The 20616-nt window shown below is 68.9% G+C and carries 21 protein-coding genes; 8 read left to right on the top strand and 13 right to left on the bottom strand.

The annotated features are described in order from the left end of the window. Nucleotides 1–2 precede the first annotated feature (2 nt). The 5 genes from H0B54_RS23175 (at nucleotide 3) to H0B54_RS23195 (ending at nucleotide 3490) form a co-directional block, all read left to right on the top strand. Nucleotides 3–983 (top strand): PQQ-dependent catabolism-associated beta-propeller protein, encoded by a 981-nt coding sequence (locus tag H0B54_RS23175; protein ID WP_188262271.1) that lies wholly within the window; start codon nucleotides 3–5, stop codon nucleotides 981–983. A 182-nt stretch (nucleotides 984–1165) separates the two neighbouring features. Next, nucleotides 1166–1960, top strand: a complete 795-nt coding sequence (locus H0B54_RS23180; RefSeq protein WP_188262272.1) for an ABC transporter ATP-binding protein — start codon at nucleotides 1166–1168, stop codon at nucleotides 1958–1960. Continuing rightward, nucleotides 1957–2772, top strand: a complete 816-nt coding sequence (locus H0B54_RS23185; RefSeq protein ID WP_188262273.1) for an ABC transporter permease — start codon at nucleotides 1957–1959, stop codon at nucleotides 2770–2772. The genes H0B54_RS23180 and H0B54_RS23185 overlap by 4 nt, the downstream gene beginning before the upstream one ends. Nucleotides 2773–2866: 94 nt before the next feature. After that, nucleotides 2867–3049, top strand: a complete 183-nt coding sequence (locus H0B54_RS23190) for a hypothetical protein (protein WP_188262274.1) — start codon at nucleotides 2867–2869, stop codon at nucleotides 3047–3049. 39 nt (nucleotides 3050–3088) lie between these two features. Beyond that, on the top strand, nucleotides 3089–3490 hold the full coding sequence (locus H0B54_RS23195; protein ID WP_188262275.1) for a hypothetical protein: 402 nt from the start codon (nucleotides 3089–3091) through the stop codon (nucleotides 3488–3490). 12 nt (nucleotides 3491–3502) lie between these two features. Here the strand turns inward: H0B54_RS23195 and H0B54_RS23200 are convergent, their stop codons facing one another. The 6 genes from H0B54_RS23200 to H0B54_RS23225 are packed head-to-tail and all read right to left on the bottom strand — an operon-like array spanning nucleotide 3503 to nucleotide 7768. Then, nucleotides 3503–4207: a (5-formylfuran-3-yl)methyl phosphate synthase gene (locus tag H0B54_RS23200; RefSeq protein ID WP_188262276.1), complete on the bottom strand. Its 705-nt coding sequence runs from the start codon at nucleotides 4205–4207 to the stop codon at nucleotides 3503–3505. Then, nucleotides 4204–4782 carry a DUF447 domain-containing protein gene (locus tag H0B54_RS23205; RefSeq protein WP_343069012.1) on the bottom strand — a complete coding sequence of 193 codons (579 nt, stop codon included), beginning with the start codon at nucleotides 4780–4782 and terminating at the stop codon, nucleotides 4204–4206. Before H0B54_RS23205 ends, H0B54_RS23200 begins: the two co-directional genes overlap by 4 nt. After that, nucleotides 4779–6146: a DUF6513 domain-containing protein gene (locus H0B54_RS23210; RefSeq protein WP_188262278.1), complete on the bottom strand. Its 1368-nt coding sequence runs from the start codon at nucleotides 6144–6146 to the stop codon at nucleotides 4779–4781. Before H0B54_RS23210 ends, H0B54_RS23205 begins: the two co-directional genes overlap by 4 nt. After that, nucleotides 6139–6810, bottom strand: a complete 672-nt coding sequence (locus tag H0B54_RS23215) for an amino acid kinase family protein (protein ID WP_188262279.1) — start codon at nucleotides 6808–6810, stop codon at nucleotides 6139–6141. The genes H0B54_RS23210 and H0B54_RS23215 overlap by 8 nt, the downstream gene beginning before the upstream one ends. Then, the gene (locus tag H0B54_RS23220) at nucleotides 6807–7241 is read right to left on the bottom strand and encodes a dihydroneopterin aldolase (protein WP_094305689.1); all 435 of its coding nucleotides are present in this window, start codon (nucleotides 7239–7241) and stop codon (nucleotides 6807–6809) included. The genes H0B54_RS23215 and H0B54_RS23220 overlap by 4 nt, the downstream gene beginning before the upstream one ends. A gap of 38 nt (nucleotides 7242–7279) precedes the next feature. Then, the gene (locus H0B54_RS23225; RefSeq protein ID WP_343069015.1) at nucleotides 7280–7768 is read right to left on the bottom strand and encodes a DUF3280 domain-containing protein; all 489 of its coding nucleotides are present in this window, start codon (nucleotides 7766–7768) and stop codon (nucleotides 7280–7282) included. Between the two features lie 76 nt (nucleotides 7769–7844). Between H0B54_RS23225 and H0B54_RS23230 the strand changes: the two genes are divergently transcribed. After that, nucleotides 7845–8459, top strand: a complete 615-nt coding sequence (locus H0B54_RS23230) for a hypothetical protein (RefSeq protein WP_188262281.1) — start codon at nucleotides 7845–7847, stop codon at nucleotides 8457–8459. Between the two features lie 40 nt (nucleotides 8460–8499). Here the strand turns inward: H0B54_RS23230 and H0B54_RS23235 are convergent, their stop codons facing one another. The 3 genes from H0B54_RS23235 to H0B54_RS23245 form a co-directional block, all read right to left on the bottom strand. Further along, nucleotides 8500–9816 carry a quinoprotein dehydrogenase-associated putative ABC transporter substrate-binding protein gene (locus H0B54_RS23235; protein WP_246472708.1) on the bottom strand — a complete coding sequence of 439 codons (1317 nt, stop codon included), beginning with the start codon at nucleotides 9814–9816 and terminating at the stop codon, nucleotides 8500–8502. Between the two features lie 19 nt (nucleotides 9817–9835). After that, entirely contained in the window at nucleotides 9836–10273 is a 438-nt protein-coding gene (locus H0B54_RS23240; protein ID WP_143271978.1) for a c-type cytochrome, read from the bottom strand. Nucleotides 10274–10374: 101 nt separating this feature from the next. Further along, nucleotides 10375–12258, bottom strand: coding sequence for a methanol/ethanol family PQQ-dependent dehydrogenase (locus H0B54_RS23245; RefSeq protein ID WP_188262282.1), 1884 nt, complete (start codon nucleotides 12256–12258; stop codon nucleotides 10375–10377). Nucleotides 12259–13287: 1029 nt separating this feature from the next. On the opposite strand from H0B54_RS23245, the gene H0B54_RS23250 reads away from it, so the two are divergent. Next, entirely contained in the window at nucleotides 13288–13506 is a 219-nt protein-coding gene (locus H0B54_RS23250; protein ID WP_246472710.1) for a hypothetical protein, read from the top strand. 30 nt (nucleotides 13507–13536) lie between these two features. Here H0B54_RS23250 and H0B54_RS23255 read toward each other — a convergent pair whose 3' ends face one another. Then, nucleotides 13537–14937, bottom strand: a complete 1401-nt coding sequence (locus H0B54_RS23255) for a UdgX family uracil-DNA binding protein (RefSeq protein ID WP_188262283.1) — start codon at nucleotides 14935–14937, stop codon at nucleotides 13537–13539. Between the two features lie 2 nt (nucleotides 14938–14939). After that, nucleotides 14940–16154: a putative DNA modification/repair radical SAM protein gene (locus tag H0B54_RS23260; protein ID WP_188262284.1), complete on the bottom strand. Its 1215-nt coding sequence runs from the start codon at nucleotides 16152–16154 to the stop codon at nucleotides 14940–14942. A 149-nt stretch (nucleotides 16155–16303) separates the two neighbouring features. Here H0B54_RS23260 and H0B54_RS23265 point away from each other — a divergent pair, with 149 nt between their 5' ends. After that, entirely contained in the window at nucleotides 16304–17362 is a 1059-nt protein-coding gene (locus tag H0B54_RS23265; protein WP_188262285.1) for a serine hydrolase domain-containing protein, read from the top strand. A gap of 12 nt (nucleotides 17363–17374) precedes the next feature. Here H0B54_RS23265 and H0B54_RS23270 read toward each other — a convergent pair whose 3' ends face one another. Both H0B54_RS23270 and H0B54_RS23275 read right to left on the bottom strand, forming a co-directional pair. Beyond that, the gene (locus H0B54_RS23270; protein ID WP_188262286.1) at nucleotides 17375–19915 is read right to left on the bottom strand and encodes an ABC transporter permease; all 2541 of its coding nucleotides are present in this window, start codon (nucleotides 19913–19915) and stop codon (nucleotides 17375–17377) included. Nucleotides 19916–20058: 143 nt separating this feature from the next. Further along, a complete protein-coding gene (locus tag H0B54_RS23275) occupies nucleotides 20059–20613 on the bottom strand; it encodes a thioesterase family protein (RefSeq protein ID WP_188262287.1) in 555 nt (184 codons plus the stop codon). Nucleotides 20614–20616 lie beyond the last annotated feature (3 nt).

Here is a 20616-nt window from a genome sequence, read left to right on the forward strand (position 1 = left end):
TGATGTCGTTAACCGGAGGAGCGGCCCGGATCGGCGCGTTAGCGCTGCTGGGCCTTGCCGTCGCCCAGCCCGCGCAGGCGGACACGATCTATGTGTCGAACGAGAAGAGCAACACCGTCTCGGTGGTGGACGGTGGCAAGCTGCAGGTGATCGCCACGATCAAGGTCGGCCGCCGGCCGCGCGGAATCACCTTCAACGAGGACATGACGCAGATCTTCGTCTGCGTCGGCGACGACAACCGGATCGACGTCATCGACGTGGCGACCCAGAAGGTGGTCGACCGGCTGCCCTCCGGCCCCGATCCTGAGCTGTTCGTCCTGGACCCGCAGGGGCACCGGCTCTACGTCGCCAACGAGGACGACAACATGGTCTCGGTGGTGGACATCGCGAGCAAGAAGATCATCGGCGAGATCCAGGTGGGGGTGGAGCCGGAGGGCATGGGCGTCAGCCCGGACGGCAAGATCCTGGTGAACACGTCCGAGACGACGAACATGGCGCATTTCATCGACACGGAGTCGCACAAGATCATCGACAACGTGCTGGTCGACGCGCGCCCGCGCGTCGCGCAGTTCACGGGGGACGGGCGGTTCGTCTGGGTGTCGTCGGAAGTCGGCGGCACGGTCAGCGTCATCGATGTGTCGTCGCGCAAGCTCGTCCACAAGATCAGTTTCGCGGTCCAAGGCGTCCCGCGCGAATCCATCCAGCCGGTCGGCATCCAGTTGACCAGCGACGGGCAGCGCGCCTTCGTCGCCCTCGGCCCGGCCAATCGGGTCGCCGAGATCGACGCCAAGACCTACGAGGTGAAACGCTACCACCTCGTCGGCCAGCGCGTCTGGAATCTGGCGCTGTCGCCGGACGAGAAGCGCCTCTACACGACGAACGGCGTCAGCAACGACATGTCGGTGATGGATCTGGAGCGCGGCCGGGTCGTGAAGTCGATCTCGGTCGGCGGCGCGCCCTGGGGCGTTATCGTCAAACCGTGATGGGCAAGCTCCCCTCTCCCGCCCCGGGAGAGGGTGGCCGCGAAGCGGCCGGGTGAGGGTCCTGGCAAGGATCAGTGCCTTGATCCTCGTCCGACCCTCACCCTCCCGCCTTCGGCGGGTCCCTCCCTCTCCCCAGAGGGGAGAGGGTTTGAACAGCGGCAGTGATGGGCGATGGAGACGACATGGATTGCTTCGAAACGGCGCCTCCCGAGCCGCGTGCCGTTCCCGGTGACGCCGCGGCGGCCCCGGTCCTGGTGGTCGAGGGGCTGAGCCACAGCTTCGGGGCGCGGGCGGCGCTCGACGGTGTGTCGTTCGGCGTTCCCGCGGGACGGTTCACCGTGTTGCTGGGGCTCAACGGTGCCGGCAAGACAACGCTCTTCTCGCTGATCACGCGGATCTACAACACCCGCCGGGGGAGCATCCGGGTCTTCGGCTTCGACATGCGCCGGCACCCGGCCCAGGCGCTGGCGCGCATCGGCGTGGTGTTTCAGCAGCCGACGCTCGACCCGGACCTGACCGTCATCCAGAACCTGCGCTACCACGGCGGGCTCCATGGCTTGGCGTCCGCCGACATCGAGGCGCGGGCGGGCGAGGAACTGGCCCGCATCGGCTTGGCCGAACGTGCGGACGAGCGTGTGCGCACCCTGTCCGGCGGACAGCGGCGGCGGGTGGAGATCGCCCGCGCGCTGCTTCACCGCCCGAGCCTGCTGCTGCTGGACGAACCGACCGTCGGGCTCGACATCGAGCTGCGCCGGCAGGTGCTCGACCATGTGCACGACCTCTGCCGGGAGCGAGGGCTGGCCGTGCTCTGGGCGACCCACCTGATCGACGAGGCACGCGACGGCGACGGAGTCGTGGTGCTGCACCGCGGGCGCGTGCTGGCGTCCGGGCTGGTGGACGAGGTGCGCGCCGCCACCGGTACCGCGACTTTGGGTGATGCCTTCGCCCGCCTGACGGCGAAGGGGGTGGTGGAATGAACGCGACGCTCTATTGGCGCTGCCTGCGTGCGGTCATCGTCCGTGAAGGGTTGCGCTTCGTGCACCAGCGCGAGCGGTTCTTCGCCGCGCTGGTGCGGCCGCTGGTCTGGCTGGTCATCTTCGCGGTGGGCTTCCGCGCGGTGCTCGGCCTGTCGATCATCCCGCCCTACGAGACCTACATCCTCTACGAGGATTACGTGACGCCGGGGCTGGTGGGCATGATCCAGCTCTTCAACGGGATGCAGAGTTCGCTGTCCATGGTCTACGACCGGGAGATGGGCAGCATGAAGACCTTGTTGGTCAGCCCGCTGCCGCGTTGGTACCTGCTGGTCTGCAAGCTGCTGGCCGGCGTGCTGGTGTCCATCGCCCAGGTCTATGTGTTCTTCGCCATCGCCTGGTTCTGGGGCGTCCAGCCGCCGGAACTCGGCTATCTCGCCGTGCTGCCGGCGCTGGTGCTGAGTGGCCTGATGCTGGGCGCGCTCGGCCTTCTGCTGTCCTCCTTCATCCGGCAGCTGGAGAACTTCGCGGGCGTGATGAATTTCGTCATCTTCCCGATGTTCTTCGCCTCCTCCGCGCTCTATCCGCTGTGGCGCATCCGCGAGGGCAGCCCGACGCTCGCCTGGATCGCCGGGGTCAACCCTTTCACGCAGGCGGTCGAACTGATCCGCTTCGCGCTGTATCTGCAATTCAACGGCACGGCGTTCCTCGCCGTCACCGCCGGCCTTGCGCTGTTCCTGGGGGCGGCGATCCTCGCCTACGATCCCGGTCGGGGCTTCTGGGCCCGCCGCGGCGGGCCTGCGGAACAGGCATGACGGGACAGGCGGAACCGCCCCCGGCGACCTCCGGTTGATGGAGCAGACGACCGTCCGGTCATCCTGCCGGGCGGGCTCGGGTGGAGGAAACGTCATGACCGGAAAATCCGACAAGACCCAGGACCAGCCGCGCGGCGAGAAGAGCGTCCTCGGCAGCAAGCAGGATTTCAAGAAGGACGAACCGCAGGACGCCGGCCGGGACGAGCGGGCGAAGGAGGACATCGGCCGCATGGGCGAAGCGTCCCGCCAGAACCGGAGCACGAAGGACGTGGGTTAGGAGCGCCAGATCTTCCAACATCATGCGGAGGAGAGGTCCATGAAACATCGACACATCCTGGCCGGTGCATCGGCGCTGGCGCTTGCCGCGCTCGTGGCGGCGGTCCCGGCGTCGGCGCAATCCACGGGCGGCGCGACGCCGCAGGGCTCCGGAGCCCAAACCAGCCCATCGACCGGCGCGCTGCCGGACAACTCCCTGGCCGGGCAACGGCAGGGCACCGTCGGCGGCGGGGTCACCCAAGGCGGCGGACAGAGCGGCACGTCCGGCTCCACGACGCCCGATTCTTCGGCGTCCGGTGCGTCCGGCGGTTCCACCAGCGGCACGGGGGCGCTGCCGGACAACTCGCTGGCGGGACAGCGGCAGGGCACCATCGGCGGCGGCTCGGTGACGCAGGGCGGCAACAGCGCGTCCGAACCGCCGAAGCAGGGCACCGGGCAGTAGCGGCCCGTAAGGTCAACCGCTGACGGGTTGTCTCGGGACGGCGTCGCGGACCATGGCCAGCGCGGCCGGGTCCAGCGCGCCGCCCCGGTCTCCGTGGGCGCACAAGGCCGTGCGAAAGCCCAGATAATCGGGCCTGAGCGGCAAAAGCACCGGGATGTCCTCCCGCCTCAGCGAACCGGCGAGGCCGGTGAGCAGGCCGAGACCGCGCGCCTGCGCCAGGAAGCGCGCCAACTCGTTGTTCGTCTTGTGTCGCAGCAACCCGCCCGAGCCCTTCCCGGCGGTGTCGAGCATGGCTCCGGCGAAGCCGGCTTGTGCAAGATCGGGGAGCAGACCGCCGGCGTCGGTCCAGAGATCGGCGAACAGCACGGCGACGATGCGAGCGCCACGCCGCGCTTCCGGCGCCAGTGCCGCCACGCAGCCCGCTGGATCGCCGGACGGAAACAGGCCGATCTTCACGTAATCGATCCCGTAGGCCCAGGTTTCGGCCACGCGGCCCGTCACCGCCGCCGGCTCCATCGGCAGATCGCCCACGGTGGCGCTCAGCGGCGCGCGGATGGACCATCGGCGAACCGTCTCCATGGCGCGGGCGATGCCGTCCAGCGGCCATGCGCCAAGCGCACCGGCCTTGGGATCCTTCAAATCCAGGATGTCCGCGCCGCCCCGCGCGGCGAGCGCGAGTTCTTCCAGCGAGGCGACGCTGGCCAGCAGCCGGGTCATGGCGCGGCTTCTCCGCCGGCCCGGTGTTCGGCGATGCGGTCGAGCAGCCAGCCCCACGCTTCCAACTCCACCGGGCCGGCGGTTTTGCCGATGGCGATGGACAGATAGTCGATTTCGCGGTCGATCTTCTCGCGCGGCAGGAGATGCAGGCGGCTGACCAGGATGGCCCCCTCCACCACCGCGCCCTGCGCGCGGTTGAAGCCGCGGAAGGGGCGGTGGGTGACGAGGTGCACCGGGCGGCACTGCAGGCGGGGGCGCACGCCGTCGTCCTCCACCGCGGCCACCTCCACCTCCTCATGCGCCAGCGCCCCGGCCAGCGCCACGCCGCGGACGCGCTCCGCCGGGACGGTCGGCCAGTCGCGCCGCCGTCCCGTCACGCAGCCGGCGAACACCCGGACGTCGTCGGTGAAGTTCACCACCGCGCAGCGCGTGGCGAGCAGGTTGTCGAGCGTGCGCGACGGGCGGAAGGGGGCCAGGACATAGCCGGTTTCCGTCACCGTGGCGCCCATGGGGGCGACATGGACGTTGCCCGCCGCGTCACAGCTCGTGATGATGGTTTCGCGGATGAAGGTCACGTCTCGCGCCCTCCGGCACCGTCCGGCGCGTCCACCGCCACACCCCATCGCAGTTCGTTGTCCTGGCTGTAGCGCTTGCCGAGCTGCCAGGCGATCTGCGCGCGCGCCAGTTCCGCCCCCAGATAGAAGGCGTGCCCCGGATCGGTGCGGGCGTCGATGTGTGGGAACAGGGCAAAGGGATCACCCGCCACATGGTGCCCATCGCGGTTGTAGAGATGGACTCCCCGCTCCGTCACCTCGATCCGGTAGTTCGGATCGCGGATGCGGGAGGCAAGCTCGGCCACCTGCTCCGGCGTGCTGACGAAGGGCTTGCGGTCGCGCAGACAGAGCAGGGCGTCGCCGAAGTTGCGGGGCAGGGCGCCGGCCTCCGCGGCGGCGAAGAACTGGCGCCGCGCCGCGTCGAACTCGCGGATGGTGCGGCGGCAATGGGGGCTGACCTGGACCGTCAGGATGTGGTCGATGCGCAGTTCGGAGACGATCCCCATCAGCAGAGCGGTCATCCCCGGCGTGTCAGCGTCGGTCAGTTCGGTGACGTTGCCGACTCCCATCAGGATCTCCAGGTCGGGATGGCGCGCCCGGACCTCGCGGTAGCGGAGCAGGGAGTCGGTGAAGCCGTGATGGATCGGCTCCAGGATCGGGTCGGCGATGCAGCGCCGACCCTCGCCGCGGATGGCATGCAGCGCGCGGTCGAGCGACGGGAGATCGCTCGGCGTGGTGGGGATGACGATCGGCACCGCGTCGGTCTCGCGGGCGACCCAGGCGGTGTCCTCGGTCAGGCTGAGCAGGTAGGAAGCCCCCGCCGCGGCACCGCGCAACAGCTCCTTGGGGTTGAGGGAATCGACACTGACCGTGTGACCGGCCTCGCGCAGCGCCGTCACCGCCTCCTCCAGATGGGGAAAGGGGTGGTCGGGCAATCCGCCGAGGTCGATCACGTCGGCCCCGTCCGCCGTGAAGCGGGCGGCGCGTTCCAGGATGGCCGGCACGCCGAGCAGCGGCGCCTCGACGATCTCGGCGAAGATCGTGGTGCGGTAGCGGCTGAGATCGAGCGGGACGGCCTGACGCCGGAAATGCTGGGGCAGGTCCTCCAACTCGTCGGGGCCGCGTTCGAAGGGCACGCCGAAATGAGCAGACAGCCGTTCGAGGTCGCCGCGGAACCGCCCCGGCAACAGAACGAGGTCGGCCCCCTCGGTCGAGGCGAGGCGGCGCAGCACGATCTCCGTCGTCGCCAACGCCGCGACCTTGATGCCGAGATTGACCACGGTGGTCCGGAATTCCAGCGGCTCCAGCGCGGCGAGCACATGGCGCAGGCGCGGTTCGGCCAGCGCGCCGGTCAGGAACAGGACGTGCTTGGGGTGCTCAGCCATCGGCGTTCTGGCCATCGGCGCCCTGGCCGTCGGCGTCCCGGTCATCGGCAGCCAGGGCCAGCCGGGTGCCGCACGGGTTGCCTTGGTCCAGCGCCTTGGCGAAGCGCCGGTGATCGTCGCGCGATACGCACCAGACGGCCCCGCCGTAGCGCGCCATGCGGTCCGGCAAGGCCGGGTCGACGACACCCTCCGTGACGAGGTGACCCACGGGAGCGGCGGCGTCCGGCAAAGGGACGGACTTGACGAGGACCGCGCAGGCGGCACCGAGCGCGCCGGCCAGCCAGACCGCCAGACTGTCGGACGTGACGTCCCAGCTTTCGGCCACATCGGCGTTGTCCGCCAGGGGAAGGGGCATCCAGACGGTCGGGCTTGGCCGGCCGCGCAGATCGGCGAGGCTGCGGGCGGGTGCGAGCCGCGGTTCCAGGTCCGCCAGGGCGGTTCCGTATTGCTCCATGGCGAGCAGGGCCATGCGGTGCGCGGCGCGGTCGCCGAAGCCGAGCGCCGGCTGGGCATCGCGCACGGCGTCGGCGAAGGGGCCGCCGCCGGGAACGATCACGACCCGCAGACGCCGTGCCGCGGCCAGGATCTCCAGCCAGCTTCGCAACTCGGGGGCATGCCACAGGCTGCCGCCCAGCTTCACCACCCACAGCGGCGCGCTGCTCATGATGCGGCTTGCGCTCCCTCGGGGCGGGAACGTTCGATGACCACGCCGACGCCGCCGGACTCCGGAACGACATCCAGCTTCTCCACCTGCACCCGCGCGCGGGTCACCTCCGGATTGGAGAAACACAAAGCGAGAATCCGGTCGCCCAGCGTCTCGACGAGATTCACATGGGTGCCGTCGCGCAGGGCGCGGATGCCGTCGATCAGGAAGTCGTAGGACAGCACCTCGTCCAGGCTGTCGGTCATCGGCCGGTCGGGCCAGGGGAGCGTCAGCGAGACGTTGATCCGGACGCGCTGCGTGCGCTCCTTCTCCTGATCCCAGACGCCGATCCTGAACTGGTCCACATAGTCGCGCAGCGTGATGTCGTAGTACCGGACGCGGCCCGCCGCCGGGCGGTACGGCACATAGGAGAGCAAAGCGTCGTCGGCCAAGCGAATCTCCTCCCCGTGTCGGCTGTCGTCAGGGCTCGTCACCGGTCGGACGGCGGTGCGGCCAGAAGACGGTGACGCAGCAGCCATTCGACGCCGCGCCGCCATGACCGCTCGTTGTCGCCGCGAATGTCCGCGTTTCCGACGGCGATGACCTCGCCGTCTCCGGTCCGGCGCATTATAATCTGCATGTTGAGGATCAGCGTGCTGATCTTATGGATGAAACCCGTCACCACGATGTCCGCGCCGGCTCGGCGTCCGAGGTCGAGTTCGCAGCCGTTGCACAGATGCAGTGCCGCCGGCACCTCCGCCGCGACGGTGCTGTCGCGGATGCCGATCACCTCATAGCCTTCCCCATCCTTCAGCCCATCGCGCAGCAGCGCCGTTACCCGCTCCAACCGTCCGGCGTGGTCCGGATCGAGGACCTCCCGGCTGGTGTCCAGCAGTTCGAGATCGAAGACCAGAACCTGGACCGGATCCTGTGCCGTTGCCGGGACCGACCATGTCAGCAGCGCCAGGGACAGGAGCACTGTTGGGGCGAATTCTGTCGGCCTCATCCAAATGCGTGAATGGGCAAGGGCGCCCGGTCTTCGGCAAAATCCCATCATGCGTCACCGCTCCGCTGTCCTTGCCACCGCGTTGCTCACCCTGGCGTCCGTCCCGGCGGGGGCGGCCGGGAGCGATCCGGACTGGCCCTGCGTCCAGATCCTCGTCCCGGCCCTGTCGGCCGGCCAGATCTGGCCCGGTGACCCCATCGAGGGGAAGGAAGGCGACTGGCGCGACATTCCCGGCACCGAGCCGGTTCTGAAGCAGATCCTCAACCGCCGGCTCGATCCGGAGCAGGAACAGGCAGCGATCGACCGCTTCGCCGATCAGTTGGAGGCCAACGGGGCGACGACGGACCGCAACGCCGCCCTCACCGCCCTGTTCGCCGGTGCCTTCGACGCGCTCAACCAGGAACGCAGCCAAGCCATAGCCGCCATCCGGCGCTACGCCCATCAGCAGCGCACCCTGCTCGACAGCATCGACGCGGCGCTGACCCGCCTCCAGGCGCTTCCCGCCGACTCCCCCGAGGCGGCGGCGCTGAGGGAGGACATCGCGTGGCGGCGGCGCATCCTCGACGAACGGCGGCGCAACCAGACGGCGCTGTGCGAGCAGCCGGTGCAGCTCGAACAGAAGGCCGGCCGCATCGCCCGGAACATCGCCGCCCGTTTGGAGTGAGGTGGTGCGGACCGAGGCGGACCGAGGCGAACCGTTCCGGTCAGTTCGACGCGCCGCCGGCGAAGGGTTCGACCGTCTCCAGCCCGTATCCCGCCTCCTGCCAGCGCATGGCACCGTCGGAATACCAATAGACGTTGCCGTATCCCCATTCCACGGCGCGCTTCGCGGCGTTCCAGGACATCCAGCAGTCCGGCTCGCAGAAGAAGACCAGCCGGGACGCGCGATCCCCGCCGGTCAGCGTCTCCAGCCCGGCGCGGAAATAGCGCTCCTGCTCGCCCGTGAGGCTGCCGTAGCCGACGTTGGGCAGCCAGACCGCCCCCGGCAGGCTGCGGCGGGGCGGGGGAACCCACACGGCCGGTGCCGGGCGGTCCGCCGGACGGGGTGGGGCGGGCATCACGTCGATCAGCCGCGTGTCGGGAAAGTGTTCGATCAGCCGCCGCAGCTCCGCCAGGGTCACGGTGGAAGCACCGGACAGGCCGGCGGGAGTCGGGGCGCGGTACTGGTCCATCCGGTAGCCCGGCGGCTCCATGGCAGCGGCGGTCTTCAGCGCACCGTCCGGGCCGATGAGCGGGACGTGATAGCGCAGCAGGATGCGGTCGATATCGTCCTGGCGGCGCTTTATGAAGTCGTTCAGCCAATGCTTCCACTCCGGCTCGTCGGCGCGGATGCCCATGGAGATGTTGAATTGCAGCCGGGCGACCGCCGGTTCCTTGACCAGCGGCACGACGGTCAGCGGCTCCGTCTGCTGGGCGGCGAAATAGCCGGCGATCGGACCCCAGATCAGCGCGGCGTCGGTCTTGCCGGCGGCCACATCCTCGATGGCGTCGCGGGCCGGGTTGTTGGCGCGCGTGTCGGTGTTGAGCTGGTAGGGCTCGGTCCGGGTGATGCCATAGAGCCGCAGCAGATTGACCGCGGGGGTCTTCTCGACAACGCCGATGCGGGCGTCCTTCAGGGACGGATCGCCCACGCTTTCCGCCTTGATGCCCGACTTGGTGCGATAGACGAGGGAATAGACGGTCCGGTAGTAAGGGTTGGTGTTCTGCATCAGCTCTTCGCCGGACGCCGTGCCCATCACAAGGTCGCACTGCCGTGCGCGCAGCGTGTTGCGGACGAAGCCGATGGTCTGGGGCCACCAGTAATAGGTCACCGGCTTCTTCAGATCCTCGCCGATGAGCCGGGCGATTTCATTCTCGAAGCCCTCCATCTTCTCGTTGGAGTAGGGCAGGAGATTGCCGTCGGCGCAGACGCGCACCGTCTCGCGCTCCGTCACCTCGACGGCGCGGGCCGGGGACGCCGTCGCGCCGGACAGCAGCGCCGCGGCGATGGCGACGGCGATGAGCGCAGAAGGCTTTGCCATGGATGGTCCCCCTGCCGGATCAGCCGCCGATGCGTTGCGGGCGTCCACCGGGCAGCGCTCCGTCCGCCCGCGCCTTCAGGTAGCGGTAGATGTCGTCCAGATGGTCCATGATGTTCGGGTCGAGGCCGAAGGAGGGCATCACCTTGTCCCCGGTGGCGCCCTGATTCTGGCGGCCGTTGACCACGACCTCCTTGAAGTCGTCGTAGCTGAGGCGCTTGAGAGAGTCCGCGAGGCTGGGGGCGAAGGACGACCCCGATGCGTCGAAGCCGTGGCAGGTGTGGCAGGTCGCGTGGAAGCGGCGATAGCCGTTGTAGGTTCCCTTGTCCACCTGACCGTCCTTGACGATGTAGGTCGGCATGCCATCGGGGGTCGTGGGCGCGTCCTGTGCCAAGGCGGCGAAACAGGCGACCGTACCCGCCGTCAGCATGCCGGTCAGCAAGCCAAGTCTGCGTTTCATGTGTGTCGAGTTCCTTGCCCGTTTGCCGGGCCGCAGTGGAAGCCGGAGGCCGGAAAGCAAAGCCCCCGGTGCGTTGCGGCACCGGGGGACAGGTCTGCCGATCACTTCTGGTCCGGGACGTGGAACACCGTCAGGACCCCGCCGAGCTGCGTGTACTCGCCCAGCGACTGGTGGGCACCGACGGCGCCGAGGCCGGCGGTCGCCACGCCCGTCCCACCGGCGCGGTTGGGATGGACGGCCTGATGCCACTGGTTCGCCCCGGATTCCTGGGTCAGACCGGCGGCGAGACCGATGCCGGCCCAGCCGCCGACGCCGGACAGGACGGCCACATACTGCTTGCCGTTGTGGGTGTAGGTGTTGATGTTGCCGATGATGCCGGACGGGGTCTTGAACCGCCACAGCTCGTTGCCGTCCTTCATGTCGACGGCGACGATGTAGCCTTCCAGGGTCCCATAATAGGCCACGCCACCCTTGGTGGACAGGGCGCCGCTCCACACCGCGAACCGCTCCGGCCGCGACCAGACGATCTTGCCGGCCGCCGCATCCCAGGCGATGAAGTTGCCCATGCCGCCGTGAGAGTTCGGCGTCGGGTACATCGATACGGTCGAGCCGACATAGGCCTGCCCCGCCGTGTAGGAGACGGAGAACGGCTCGTAGTCCATGCAGATGTGGTTGGTCGGGACGTAGAACAGCCCGGTGTCCGGCGAGAAGGAAGCCGGCTGCTGGTCCTTGGTGCCGAGTGCGGCCGGGCACACGGCGGCGGTGTTCTTGTCCTCGCCGTTGGCGAAGGTGCTGTATTTGTCAACGACGTTCGGCCGTCCGGTCTTCATGTCGACGTCGGTCGCCCAGTTGACCGTCGGGTCGTATTTCTGCGCGACGAGCAGCTCGCCGGTCGCCCGGTCCAGGGTGTAGGCGAAGCCGTTGCGGTCGAAGTTGACCAGGACCTTGCGCTGCTGGCCGTTCATGTTGATGTTGGCCAGGATGTTCTCGTTCACGCCGTCGAAGTCCCATTCATCGAACGGTGTCTTCTGGTAGACCCACTTCGCCTCCCCGGTGTCGGGATCGCGCGCGAAGATGGTCATCGACCATTTGTTGTCGCTCTTCGCCCGGTCCTTGTCGACGGCGCGCTGCGTCGGGTTCCAAGTGCCGGGGTTGCCGGTGCCGTAATAGATCAGGTTGAGTTCGGGATCGTAGGTGTACCAGCCCCAAGTGGTCCCGCCGCCGCGCTTCCATTCCTCGCCCGGCCATGTCGAGACGCCGAGATCCTTTTGCCCGATGGGTTTGCCCATCATCATCGTCTTCGACGGGTCGATCTTCACGTCTGCGTCGGGGCCGGTCGAGAAGGCCCGCCACACCATCTTGCCGCTGTTCGTGTCGTAGGCCGTCAGATGCCCGCGCACGCCGAACTCGCCGCCGCTGATCCCGACGAAGACCTTGTCCTTGACCACCAGCGGGGCCGCCGTCAGGGTCTCGCCCTTGGTGTGGTCGCCGTTCTTGGCCTTCCAGACCTCCTTGCCGGTCTTGGCGTCGAGCGCGACCAGCGTGTTGTCCGCCTGGGCCAGGAAGACCTTGCCGTCGGCGACCGCGACGCCGCGGTTGACGGTGTCGCAGCACATCACCGGGATGACGGTCGGGTCCTGGACCGATTCATATTTCCAGATGACCCGCCCCGGGTTGTTGAGGTCCAGCGCGAAGACCTTGTTGGGGAACGGCGTGTGAATGTACATCACATCGCCGACGACGATCGGACCGCCTTCATGGCCGCGCAGAACCCCGGTCGAGAACGACCACGCGACCTGAAGATTCTTGACGTTGTTCGTGGTGATCTGGTCGAGCGGGCTGTAACGCTGTCCGGCATAGTTGCCGAGCTGAGACGCCCAATTGTTGGGGTTCGCTTCATTCTTCAGAATGCTGTCATTCGCAGAAACCGAGCCGGCGGCGACGACAGCGACAGACGCCAGGAGCCAGCAAGACAACACTTTCATGACGATCCCTCCCGTGGTGGCGCTTATTGTTTACCCAAAAACCAATGGGCTTCTTGCTTATGAGTGCGGCGCTGCGTGCAAAAGGGCGCTGTCGCGCGAATGTCATCGCGCGGTATGGTCGGTTCTGAATTCAATATTCAGAAAAGCTGACGCCAAATTGGTACTTAATGCTATATTGGAGCCATCTTCTCGTCAAGGCTCTGGAGAATAGAAAACGACAAACAATCGTCTTGCACCAGATTTATCCAGGCATGTCCACAAATTGGTAGTAAGAGGATAATCCCTTAAAAATATGATTTTGCGATTTATTTACTTGCAGTTTCCGGCATGAATTTTGTGCGAAGCAGCAAGTTTTGTTGCAGAGCAGCATGATTGCGTGCGGCCCGATCCACCACTCGGACTGTTGGGGAGGGTATTCCGGCCTTCGTCCGTCTTGGCGGAAGTGTCAAAGGCGCCGGTTTATCAGTCTTGCATACAGGAATGACAGGCCATGTTTGAGCTGGTTCTGGTGATCTGTTTGGCCATGCGGCCGGACCAATGCGCCGTCGAACGTCCGCCCTCCATCGAACGGTATCCGACCGCCATAGAGTGCACACGCAACAGCTATGTCCACGTCGTGCGTTGGCTCGTGGAGCATCCCAATTGGAACGTCCGCCAATGGCGGTGCGAACAGCCCGGGGCCTGACGCCGGCGCAGAGCGATTCGCCGGCGCAGAGCGATTCAAAGACACGAAACGGTCCACTCAACGTTCCGTTGACTCACGGCACGCCGACTCCAGACTTGCGCGAACGCTTCCTTGGAGCTTGCGACCGCTTTCGCTTCGTCCCGTCCTCATCGGCTTCGCAATCTCCTGCGATTTAGGCATTGGTTAACCTTCGATGCCTAATGATTCGGCGCCTTGTGGCTTGGCTCATTTCTGAGCAGCCAGAATCCCGTCATCCTGCCCCTGTCCTGGGCATGGCATGCGGCTTGCTCACGCTGATCCAGTCGATGTTGGCACAGCCGTGCTGTTGCAGTTTGGAGCGCCCGATGTTTGTTACCTTGTCGATGATTTTCTGCCTGGCGTCCGATCCGACCCAGTGCCGGACGATCAACCCGATGATTCCCGACAGTGAGCCCCTGACCATGTCGAGTTGCCCGATCGCCGGTCAGATCGAGAGCGCCAAGTGGATCAACGACCACCCGAAGTACGAGCTTCAGCGCATCCAATGCACGGTGGGCAAGCGGTTCAAGCAGCAGGGCGCGTGAGGGATTGACGGGGGACGGCTCGGTGCCGTCTCACGCCAGCGCCGCGGCCCGGCGCAGGTCGGCCACGAACGCCGCCTGCGCACGCCGCCGCTCCTCGTCCCCCGGAAGCCTCAGCAGGTAGGAGGGGTGGACGGTGACGAAGCCGCTCCACCCGTCGAAGGCCATCGGTCCCCGCTCGCGCAGAACCGCGACGGGCCGTCCGCTCAGCGCCAAAGCCGCGGTGGCCCCCAGCGCGACGACGAGGCGGGGGCGGACGAAGCCCAGCTCGGTCATCAGCCACCAGCGGTAATGCTTGACCTCGCCGGCGGTGGGGGACTGGTGGATGCGCCGCTTGCCGCGCTGGATGAACTTGAAGTGCTTGACGGCGTTGGTCAGGTAGAGACCGCCGCGGTCGATGCCGGCCTCCTCCAGCGCGGCGGTCAGCAACTGGCCGGCGGGGCCGACGAAGGGGCGGCCGTCGCGGTCCTCCTGATCGCCCGGTTGCTCGCCGACGATGGCGATGGCGGCACCCTCCGGCCCCTCGCCCAGCACCGCCCGCGTCGCGCCCGGCACCAGCGGTTCGGAGCGCCGGATCAGGCGGTTCAACTCGGCGAGGCTCTCCGGGGCCTGCCGGGCCATGGCCGCCACGGCCTTCTCGGGCATGCGGCGGCGCGGAACGGCGGCCTCCGCCTCCAGCATGGCCTGGACGCGGGTGGGGGCGGAGCGGACCATGGCCGGGATGGCCGCCGTCTCCGGCATGTTGGCCCAGTATTTCCGCGGCATTTCCGCCCGCATGGCCGTCGGGTTGACCCGCGCGGGGTTGAAGGTGCTCTCGTAATAGCGTTGCCAGCCCTCGGCGAAGCGGTCGTCGGCCAGGGAGTCCGGGCGCTCGGCGGGCGGGCCGGTCATCAGGCGTTGACGGTCCCAATGCAACGAGCCCTTCGGCGTCAGGATCGTCCACACCATGCTTTCAAAACGCTCGACAAAGAAGGGGGCGACGGCCTCGACAATGTGGTGGTCGGGCTCGAACCACGCGACGTAGCGTTCCCCGCCGTCAGGGCCAGGGAGTGCGCGGAAGCGCAGGAAGGCGTGCATCTTGTGAATGTCCCGGCGCACCGCCTTGTCGAGCCGCTCCAGCCGGTGCACCAGCGGGTCGGCGTGCTGGTCGAGCAGAGCCCGCTCACCGTTCAGCACCCGCCAGACCAGTCGGTGGAGCAGGGCGTAGCGTTCCGGATCGCTGTGGCAGACGACGGTTTCGATCAGCCGACCGACCGCCTGGGGCAGGAAGACCGGCGCGCCGTCTTCGGACGGCGGGGCTTCATCACCAAACAGCGATGGCGCGCCGACGCTCCACAGCACCTCGTCGGGCGCCGTCCGGGCGGCGGCGAGGCGGCGCACCGCTTGGCGGAAGCCGCCGAGGTCCGCGCCCTCCCGCAAGGTGATCGTGAGCATCGTCAGAACAGGCTCAGCTGGCTGGACGGCGTGACCAAGCGCTGGCGCAGATCCAGCCGGTCGGTCAGCCCGCCCACGGGGTGGTAATCGGCGGCGATCAGGAAGGGGCGGGCGCGCCGCAGCCCGCTCGACAGCCGCCCCAAATCCTCCATGCGCAGGCGGGTGTGGCGGCGCGCCGACAGGATCTTGTCCACGGCGCGCGCCCCCAGCCCCGGCACCCGCAGCAGCATCTCACGGTCGGCGCGGTTGACGTCCACCGGGAAGCGCTCGCGGTTCTTCAGCGCCCAGGCCAGCTTGGGGTCGATGCCGAGGTCGAGCATCCCGCCCTCGCCGCCGGACGCGATCTCCTCCACGGTGAAGCCGTAATAGCGCAGCAGCCAGTCGGCCTGATACAGCCGGTTCTCCCGCTGCAAAGGCGGCGGCTTGACCGGCAGCACAGAGCTGGCCTCCGGGATCGGGCTGAAGGCGGAGTAATAGACGCGGCGCAGCCCGTAGCGCTGGTAGAGCGTGCCGCTGGTCTCCAGGACCGAGCGGTCGGTGGCGTCGTCGGCGCCGACGATCAGCTGGGTGCTCTGGCCGGCGGGGGAGAAGCGGCGGCGTTCCTCCTTGGCCTCGACGATGCGCTCGTTGACCTGACCCATCACCGCCTTGATGGTGCCGCCGTTCTTCTCCGGCGCGAAGGCCTTCAGGCTGTGGTCGGAGGGCAGTTCGAGGTTGATCGACAGGCGGTCCGCCCACAACCCGGCCTGCTCGATCAGCCAAGGGCTGGCTTCGGGGATGGTCTTCAGGTGGATGTAGCCGGCAAAGCCGTGGTTGCGCCGCAGGGTCCGCGCCACCAGCATCATCTGCTCCATCGTGTGGTCCGGCGAGCGGATGATGCCGGAGGACAGGAACAGCCCCTCGATGCAGTTGCGCTTGTAGAAGCCGAGGGTCAGCGTCACCACCTCCTCCACCGTGAAGCGGGCGCGGCGGACGTTGGAGGAGCGCCGGTTGATGCAGTACACGCAGTCGAACAGGCAGTGGTTGGTCAGCAGGATCTTCAGGAGCGAGACGCAGCGCCCGTCCGGCGTGTAGGCGTGGCAGATGCCGGCGCCGGTCGTCGAGCCCAGCCCCTCCTTGCCGCCGCGGCGCGGCTTGGCGCCGGACGAGGCGCAGGAGGCGTCGTATTTCGCCGCATCGGCCAGAATGCCGAGCTTCTCGATCAAGGCGTCGTCCATCGTCCCATCCCACGGTGCGTGTGTGTTCTTAATATGTTCTCGTCGGGGTGGGTGGCAAGCGGCGTGTGCGGCGGTGGGTGAGACAAAGTCCGACCCGTGTCTCTCCGCGGCAATCTTGGATGCCCGCGAAGCGGGACCACATATCCGGGATGACTTCGAACTCGCCGTTCCGGCTCGGTCGCCGCACCGTCCTTGCCGCCACCGTCGCGTCCCTCGGCTGCGCGTTGACGCGCCCGCTGCAGGCCGCCCAACCAGCAGCCGGTGCCGCGTTCGACCCGGCCTTGCTGGACCGAGCAATCAAGCGGGCGGCGGGGCTCGACCAGATCCATGCGCTGGTGATCGGGCGGAATGGGGAGGTGGTGTCGGCGGAGGCTTTTCGGGGACCGGCGGTGAACCGCGCCGTGAACGTCAAGTCGGTGTCCAAGACCATCGCCGCCTCGCTCGCCGGCATCGCCATTGATCGCGGAGTCCTGAGGAGCGTCGATGTCACCCTCGTCGAGGCGGCGCCGGGACTGGTTCCGGCGGGCGTCGATCCGCGGGTGCGCCGAATCACCCTCGCCGACCTCTTGACCATGCAAGCCGGTCTGGAGCCGACCTCCGGGCTGGGCTACGGCCGCTGGATCAACAGCCGCAACTGGGTCGCCGACGCGCTGCGCCGTCCCTTCGTCACCGAGCCGGGCGCGCGGATGCTCTATTCGACCGGAAGCTACCACCTGCTGGGCGCGGCGCTGTCCAGCGCGTCGGGGCGCAGCCTGCTGGCCCTGGCGCGGGAGTGGCTGGGCGAGCCGCTGGGGATCGAGGTGCCGTCCTGGACTCGCGACCCGCAGGGCTTCTACCTCGGCGGCAACAACATGGCGCTGTCGCCGCTCGACCTCTTCCGCTTCGGCGAGTTGTGGCGGCAGGGCGGCCTGTGGAACGGACGGCGCGTCATCAGTGCCGCCTGGGTGGAGGCATCCTGGGTGCCGCGCACGCGCTCCCCCTTCTCCGGCGACGACTACGGGTACGGCTGGTTTCTCGCCGAGGCGAAGGGGCACCGCATCGCCTACGCGCGCGGCTATGGCGGGCAGATGCTCTATCTGGTGCCCGGCCTGGGGCTGACCGTCGTCGTCACCTCCGATCCTGGTCGGCCGGCGCGGTCGGATGGCCATGTCGGCCTCCTCAACGCCTTGCTGACCGACGCGATCATTCCGGCGGCGGAGATGGCCTGAGAGGGCGGCGGGTCAGGCGGACAGCGCATCGCTGCGCAACCGCCGCATCACGTTCCGTCGCGGCAGCCAAGCCACCAGCACGGCCCCGGCCGCCGCCATCGCGGCGACGGTGCCGAGGAAGACGGCCAGGGGAAGAGCGCCTCCAGGCAGGGGAGCGCCCTCGGCAAGGCTGGCGACCACCGCCGCGCCGCCGACCCAGCCGAGCGGCACCGCGACCGCGGCGACCGCGGCACCCAGGATGGCGAACTCCAGCACCACCACCTGAACCATCGAACGCCGCCCGACCCCGAGGGCGTGCAGGATCGCCATCTCCTGAAGCCGCCGCCGCGCGCTGTTGGCGATGGCGCCGAGAAGGACCACGGCCGCCGCTCCAAGGGCAACAATGGACACGCCGTCGAGAAGCCCGCGCACGGTCCGGACGGTCGCCCCGAGCGTGTCCAACACCTCCGCCACGCGGATCGTGGGAGCTTGCGGGATCGCCTGCGCCACCACCGCCTGCATCGCGGGAACCGCCTCGGATGAGGACCAGACGGCGGCGACGAGGCTGTGCGGCGGTGGTTCGGGAAAGGGAGACAGGAGGACCGGAAAGTCCAGCTCGAGCCGCGTCCAGTCGATGCGACGGAGGTTGGCGATCGTCGCGGTCACCGGGCCGCTCGCCAGGGCCAGGGTGACGCTGTCTCCCACCGCCAGCCTCAGCCGGCGGGCCACCTGCGCGTCCAGCGAGGCGAGCGGCGGACCGGCGTAACCCTCTGGCCACCAGCTTCCGGCCACGATCCGGTCGGTGGGGGCGGGGCGGTCGCGCCAGGACAGGCCACGGTCGCCGCGGACCGCCCAGCCGACGGAGCGCGGGACGTCCGCCTCGGTGATGGCGACGCCGTTGAGGCGGCTGATCCGGGCGTGCAGGAAGGGCGCCGTCTCGACTCGCCCGACGCCGGGCAGGGCGGAGAGGCGTGCGCTCAAGCGGCTGCCGTCCGGCGGGGGAATGTTCAGGACGACGACGGAGGGCGTCAGCGCCGGCAGGGTGGCCGCGACATGGCCGGTCGCCGACCGTCCGACCACGCCGACCGCCACCAGCAGCGTCAGGCCGATGCCCAGCGCGACGGCCACGGGAATGGTCGGTGCACCGGGCCGCCCAAGGTTGGCGACGGCCAGCCGGACCACCGGTTTGCGCCCGCGCGCCAGCCGGCGGGCCACCCAGGCGAGTCCCCGCCCCAACAGGGCGAAGCCCGCCGCCACCAGCCCGGCGACAAGGAGGAAGCCGGCGACCGCGAGCGGCATTCCCGTCCAGGCGGCGAGAAGGCCGGCGAGCGCCAGCCCGAGCAGCGCGACGGCGCCACGGGTCCGCCATCGCAACGGCGGCGTCCGGTCATCCACCGCCCCCCGCCAGATCGCGGCGGGGCTGGTCCCGGCGGCGCGGGCCAGCGGCGGCACGGCGCAGAGAAGCGCCGCCAGAAGCCCGACCGCCCCCGCCAGCAGCAGGGCCGCCGGATCGACGGCGCCGCCCGTCTCCGGCATCCAGTCGAGCGGCAGGGCGCGCACCGCCGCTGCGGCCAGGGCGCCGCCGGTCCCCACGCCGATCAGCAGCGCCAGGCCGACCACCGCCAGCGTCTGCACCAGGAAGGCGGTGAAGAGCAGGCGCGGCGATCCGCCCACAGCCTTCAGTGTCGCCAGAACCGGCAGCCGTCGGGCGAGGTGTGCCGACAGCGCCCGGCCGATGCCGACGCCGCCGATCAGCAGGATGGACAGGGACCCGAGAAGGAACAGCGCGCGGACGAGGTGAACGGTGCGGTCCACGCCCGGAATGCCGTGCGAGGCATCGACGATCCGCCATCCGGCGTCGGGGAAACGGCGCTCCAGATCGCGCAGGACGGTGTCGGACGGGACCGTCTCCGGCAGGACGAGGCGATAATACCAGTAGACGGGCATCCCCGGCTCGGCGAGGCCCGTCGCGTCCAATGCCCGGCGGTCGATGACGACGCGCGGGCCGAGGGAGAAGGCGCGGAAGGCCCGGTCCGGCTCATGCTCCAGAACGGCGCGGATCGCGACTTCGGTGGCACCAAGCCGCAGCCGGTCGCCGACGCCCAGCGCCAGCGCGTCGAGGAGGTCGGCGGACACCGCCGCTCCCCATCGCCCGTCCCGCTGGGCCAGCGCCTCGGCGAGGGACGCGGCGCCGGACACCGTCGCCATGCCGACCAGCGGGTAGCTTTCTTCGATCGCCTTCAGCTCGATCAGGGCGCGGGCGCTGCCGGTCACCGTCGAGGCGACGGGCCGCAACTCCGCCGTCTCGCCGACCCTGCCCATCGTGTCGAGGACGGCCCTCTGCTCCGGCGTGGCCGGTGCGTGGAACAGGCGCAGGGACAGATCGCCGCCGACCGCCTCGCGCGCGGTGGCCCGCATCCCCTCCAGCACGCCGCCGCTGAGCGAGCCGACGGCGGCCATCATGGCGGTCCCCAGCGCCACCCCCAGGACGACGATCCAAAGTCCGGCGACGCCGCCCCGCAGGTCCCGCCAAGCCAGCCGCAACGCGATGCGCAGATGAGTCATGGCGGACATATCGTGAAGGTCCCGCCGGCCGGCAACCGGTTCCGTTGCCTACGACGCCCCTCTCCCGTCCCGGGAGAGGGAAGGGGCCCACGCGAAGCGTGGGAAGGGTGAGGGTGAAGCCGAGAATCAGCGCCCTGATCCTCGCACGACCCTCACCCGGCGCCTTCGGCGCCACCCTCTCCCGGGGCGGGAGAGGGATTGGGCGCCAGATGCAGCCGCCGCCGGTGGCGGGGCGGCAGGGGATGGGCGGACTGAACCGCCGCCAGGGCGCTCAGGCGCTCCGCCAGGGCGGGCGGGAAGGGCGTCACCTTGCGGGTGCCCAGATCGACGTGGATCGACAGCTGTTCCATGGTCGCCGCGACCGTCCCGTCGTCGGCCCGCCGTATCTCCAGCAGGCTCAGCAGCCGCTTGTCGTCGGCGTCGAGCAGCCGCAAGGCCACCTGCAAGGGCGTGCCGGCGCGCAGCTCCCGCCGGTAATGCACCGCCACGTCGACGACGAACAGGCCGAACCCCTCGTCCCGCGTGTAGGTCTCGCCCAGTCCCCACTGCTCCATCAGGGCGTAGCCGACCTCGTCGAACAGGGCGACATAGCGCACCATGTTCATGTGGCCGTAGAGGTCGATCCAGCTCTCGTCGACGGTGTGCACGCCGGACAGCAGGATGTCGGACGGCAAGATGTCCGCCGGCAGGGCGTGGTCCTGGGTCATGGA

Origin of the sequence: Azospirillum tabaci (genome assembly GCF_014596085.1) — a bacterium.
In the GTDB taxonomy this organism is placed as follows: domain Bacteria; phylum Pseudomonadota; class Alphaproteobacteria; order Azospirillales; family Azospirillaceae; genus Azospirillum; species Azospirillum tabaci.

Coding starts and splice junctions, on each gene's coding strand:
- H0B54_RS23200 (WP_188262276.1), bottom strand. CDS start 4,207: ATGACCCGGCTGCTGGCCAGCGTCGCCTCGCTGGAAGAACTCGCGCTC.
- H0B54_RS23275 (WP_188262287.1), bottom strand. CDS start 20,613: ATGACCCAGGACCACGCCCTGCCGGCGGACATCTTGCCGTCCGACATC.
- H0B54_RS23245 (WP_188262282.1), bottom strand. CDS start 12,258: ATGAAAGTGTTGTCTTGCTGGCTCCTGGCGTCTGTCGCTGTCGTCGCC.
- H0B54_RS23185 (WP_188262273.1), top strand. CDS start 1,957: ATGAACGCGACGCTCTATTGGCGCTGCCTGCGTGCGGTCATCGTCCGT.
- H0B54_RS23255 (WP_188262283.1), bottom strand. CDS start 14,937: ATGCTCACGATCACCTTGCGGGAGGGCGCGGACCTCGGCGGCTTCCGC.
- H0B54_RS23210 (WP_188262278.1), bottom strand. CDS start 6,146: ATGGCTGAGCACCCCAAGCACGTCCTGTTCCTGACCGGCGCGCTGGCC.
- H0B54_RS23215 (WP_188262279.1), bottom strand. CDS start 6,810: ATGAGCAGCGCGCCGCTGTGGGTGGTGAAGCTGGGCGGCAGCCTGTGG.
- H0B54_RS23240 (WP_143271978.1), bottom strand. CDS start 10,273: ATGAAACGCAGACTTGGCTTGCTGACCGGCATGCTGACGGCGGGTACG.
- H0B54_RS23260 (WP_188262284.1), bottom strand. CDS start 16,154: ATGGACGACGCCTTGATCGAGAAGCTCGGCATTCTGGCCGATGCGGCG.
- H0B54_RS23190 (WP_188262274.1), top strand. CDS start 2,867: ATGACCGGAAAATCCGACAAGACCCAGGACCAGCCGCGCGGCGAGAAG.
- H0B54_RS23175 (WP_188262271.1), top strand. CDS start 3: ATGTCGTTAACCGGAGGAGCGGCCCGGATCGGCGCGTTAGCGCTGCTG.
- H0B54_RS23230 (WP_188262281.1), top strand. CDS start 7,845: ATGCGTCACCGCTCCGCTGTCCTTGCCACCGCGTTGCTCACCCTGGCG.
- H0B54_RS23265 (WP_188262285.1), top strand. CDS start 16,304: ATGACTTCGAACTCGCCGTTCCGGCTCGGTCGCCGCACCGTCCTTGCC.
- H0B54_RS23235 (WP_246472708.1), bottom strand. CDS start 9,816: ATGGCAAAGCCTTCTGCGCTCATCGCCGTCGCCATCGCCGCGGCGCTG.
- H0B54_RS23270 (WP_188262286.1), bottom strand. CDS start 19,915: ATGTCCGCCATGACTCATCTGCGCATCGCGTTGCGGCTGGCTTGGCGG.
- H0B54_RS23180 (WP_188262272.1), top strand. CDS start 1,166: ATGGATTGCTTCGAAACGGCGCCTCCCGAGCCGCGTGCCGTTCCCGGT.
- H0B54_RS23250 (WP_246472710.1), top strand. CDS start 13,288: ATGTTTGTTACCTTGTCGATGATTTTCTGCCTGGCGTCCGATCCGACC.
- H0B54_RS23195 (WP_188262275.1), top strand. CDS start 3,089: ATGAAACATCGACACATCCTGGCCGGTGCATCGGCGCTGGCGCTTGCC.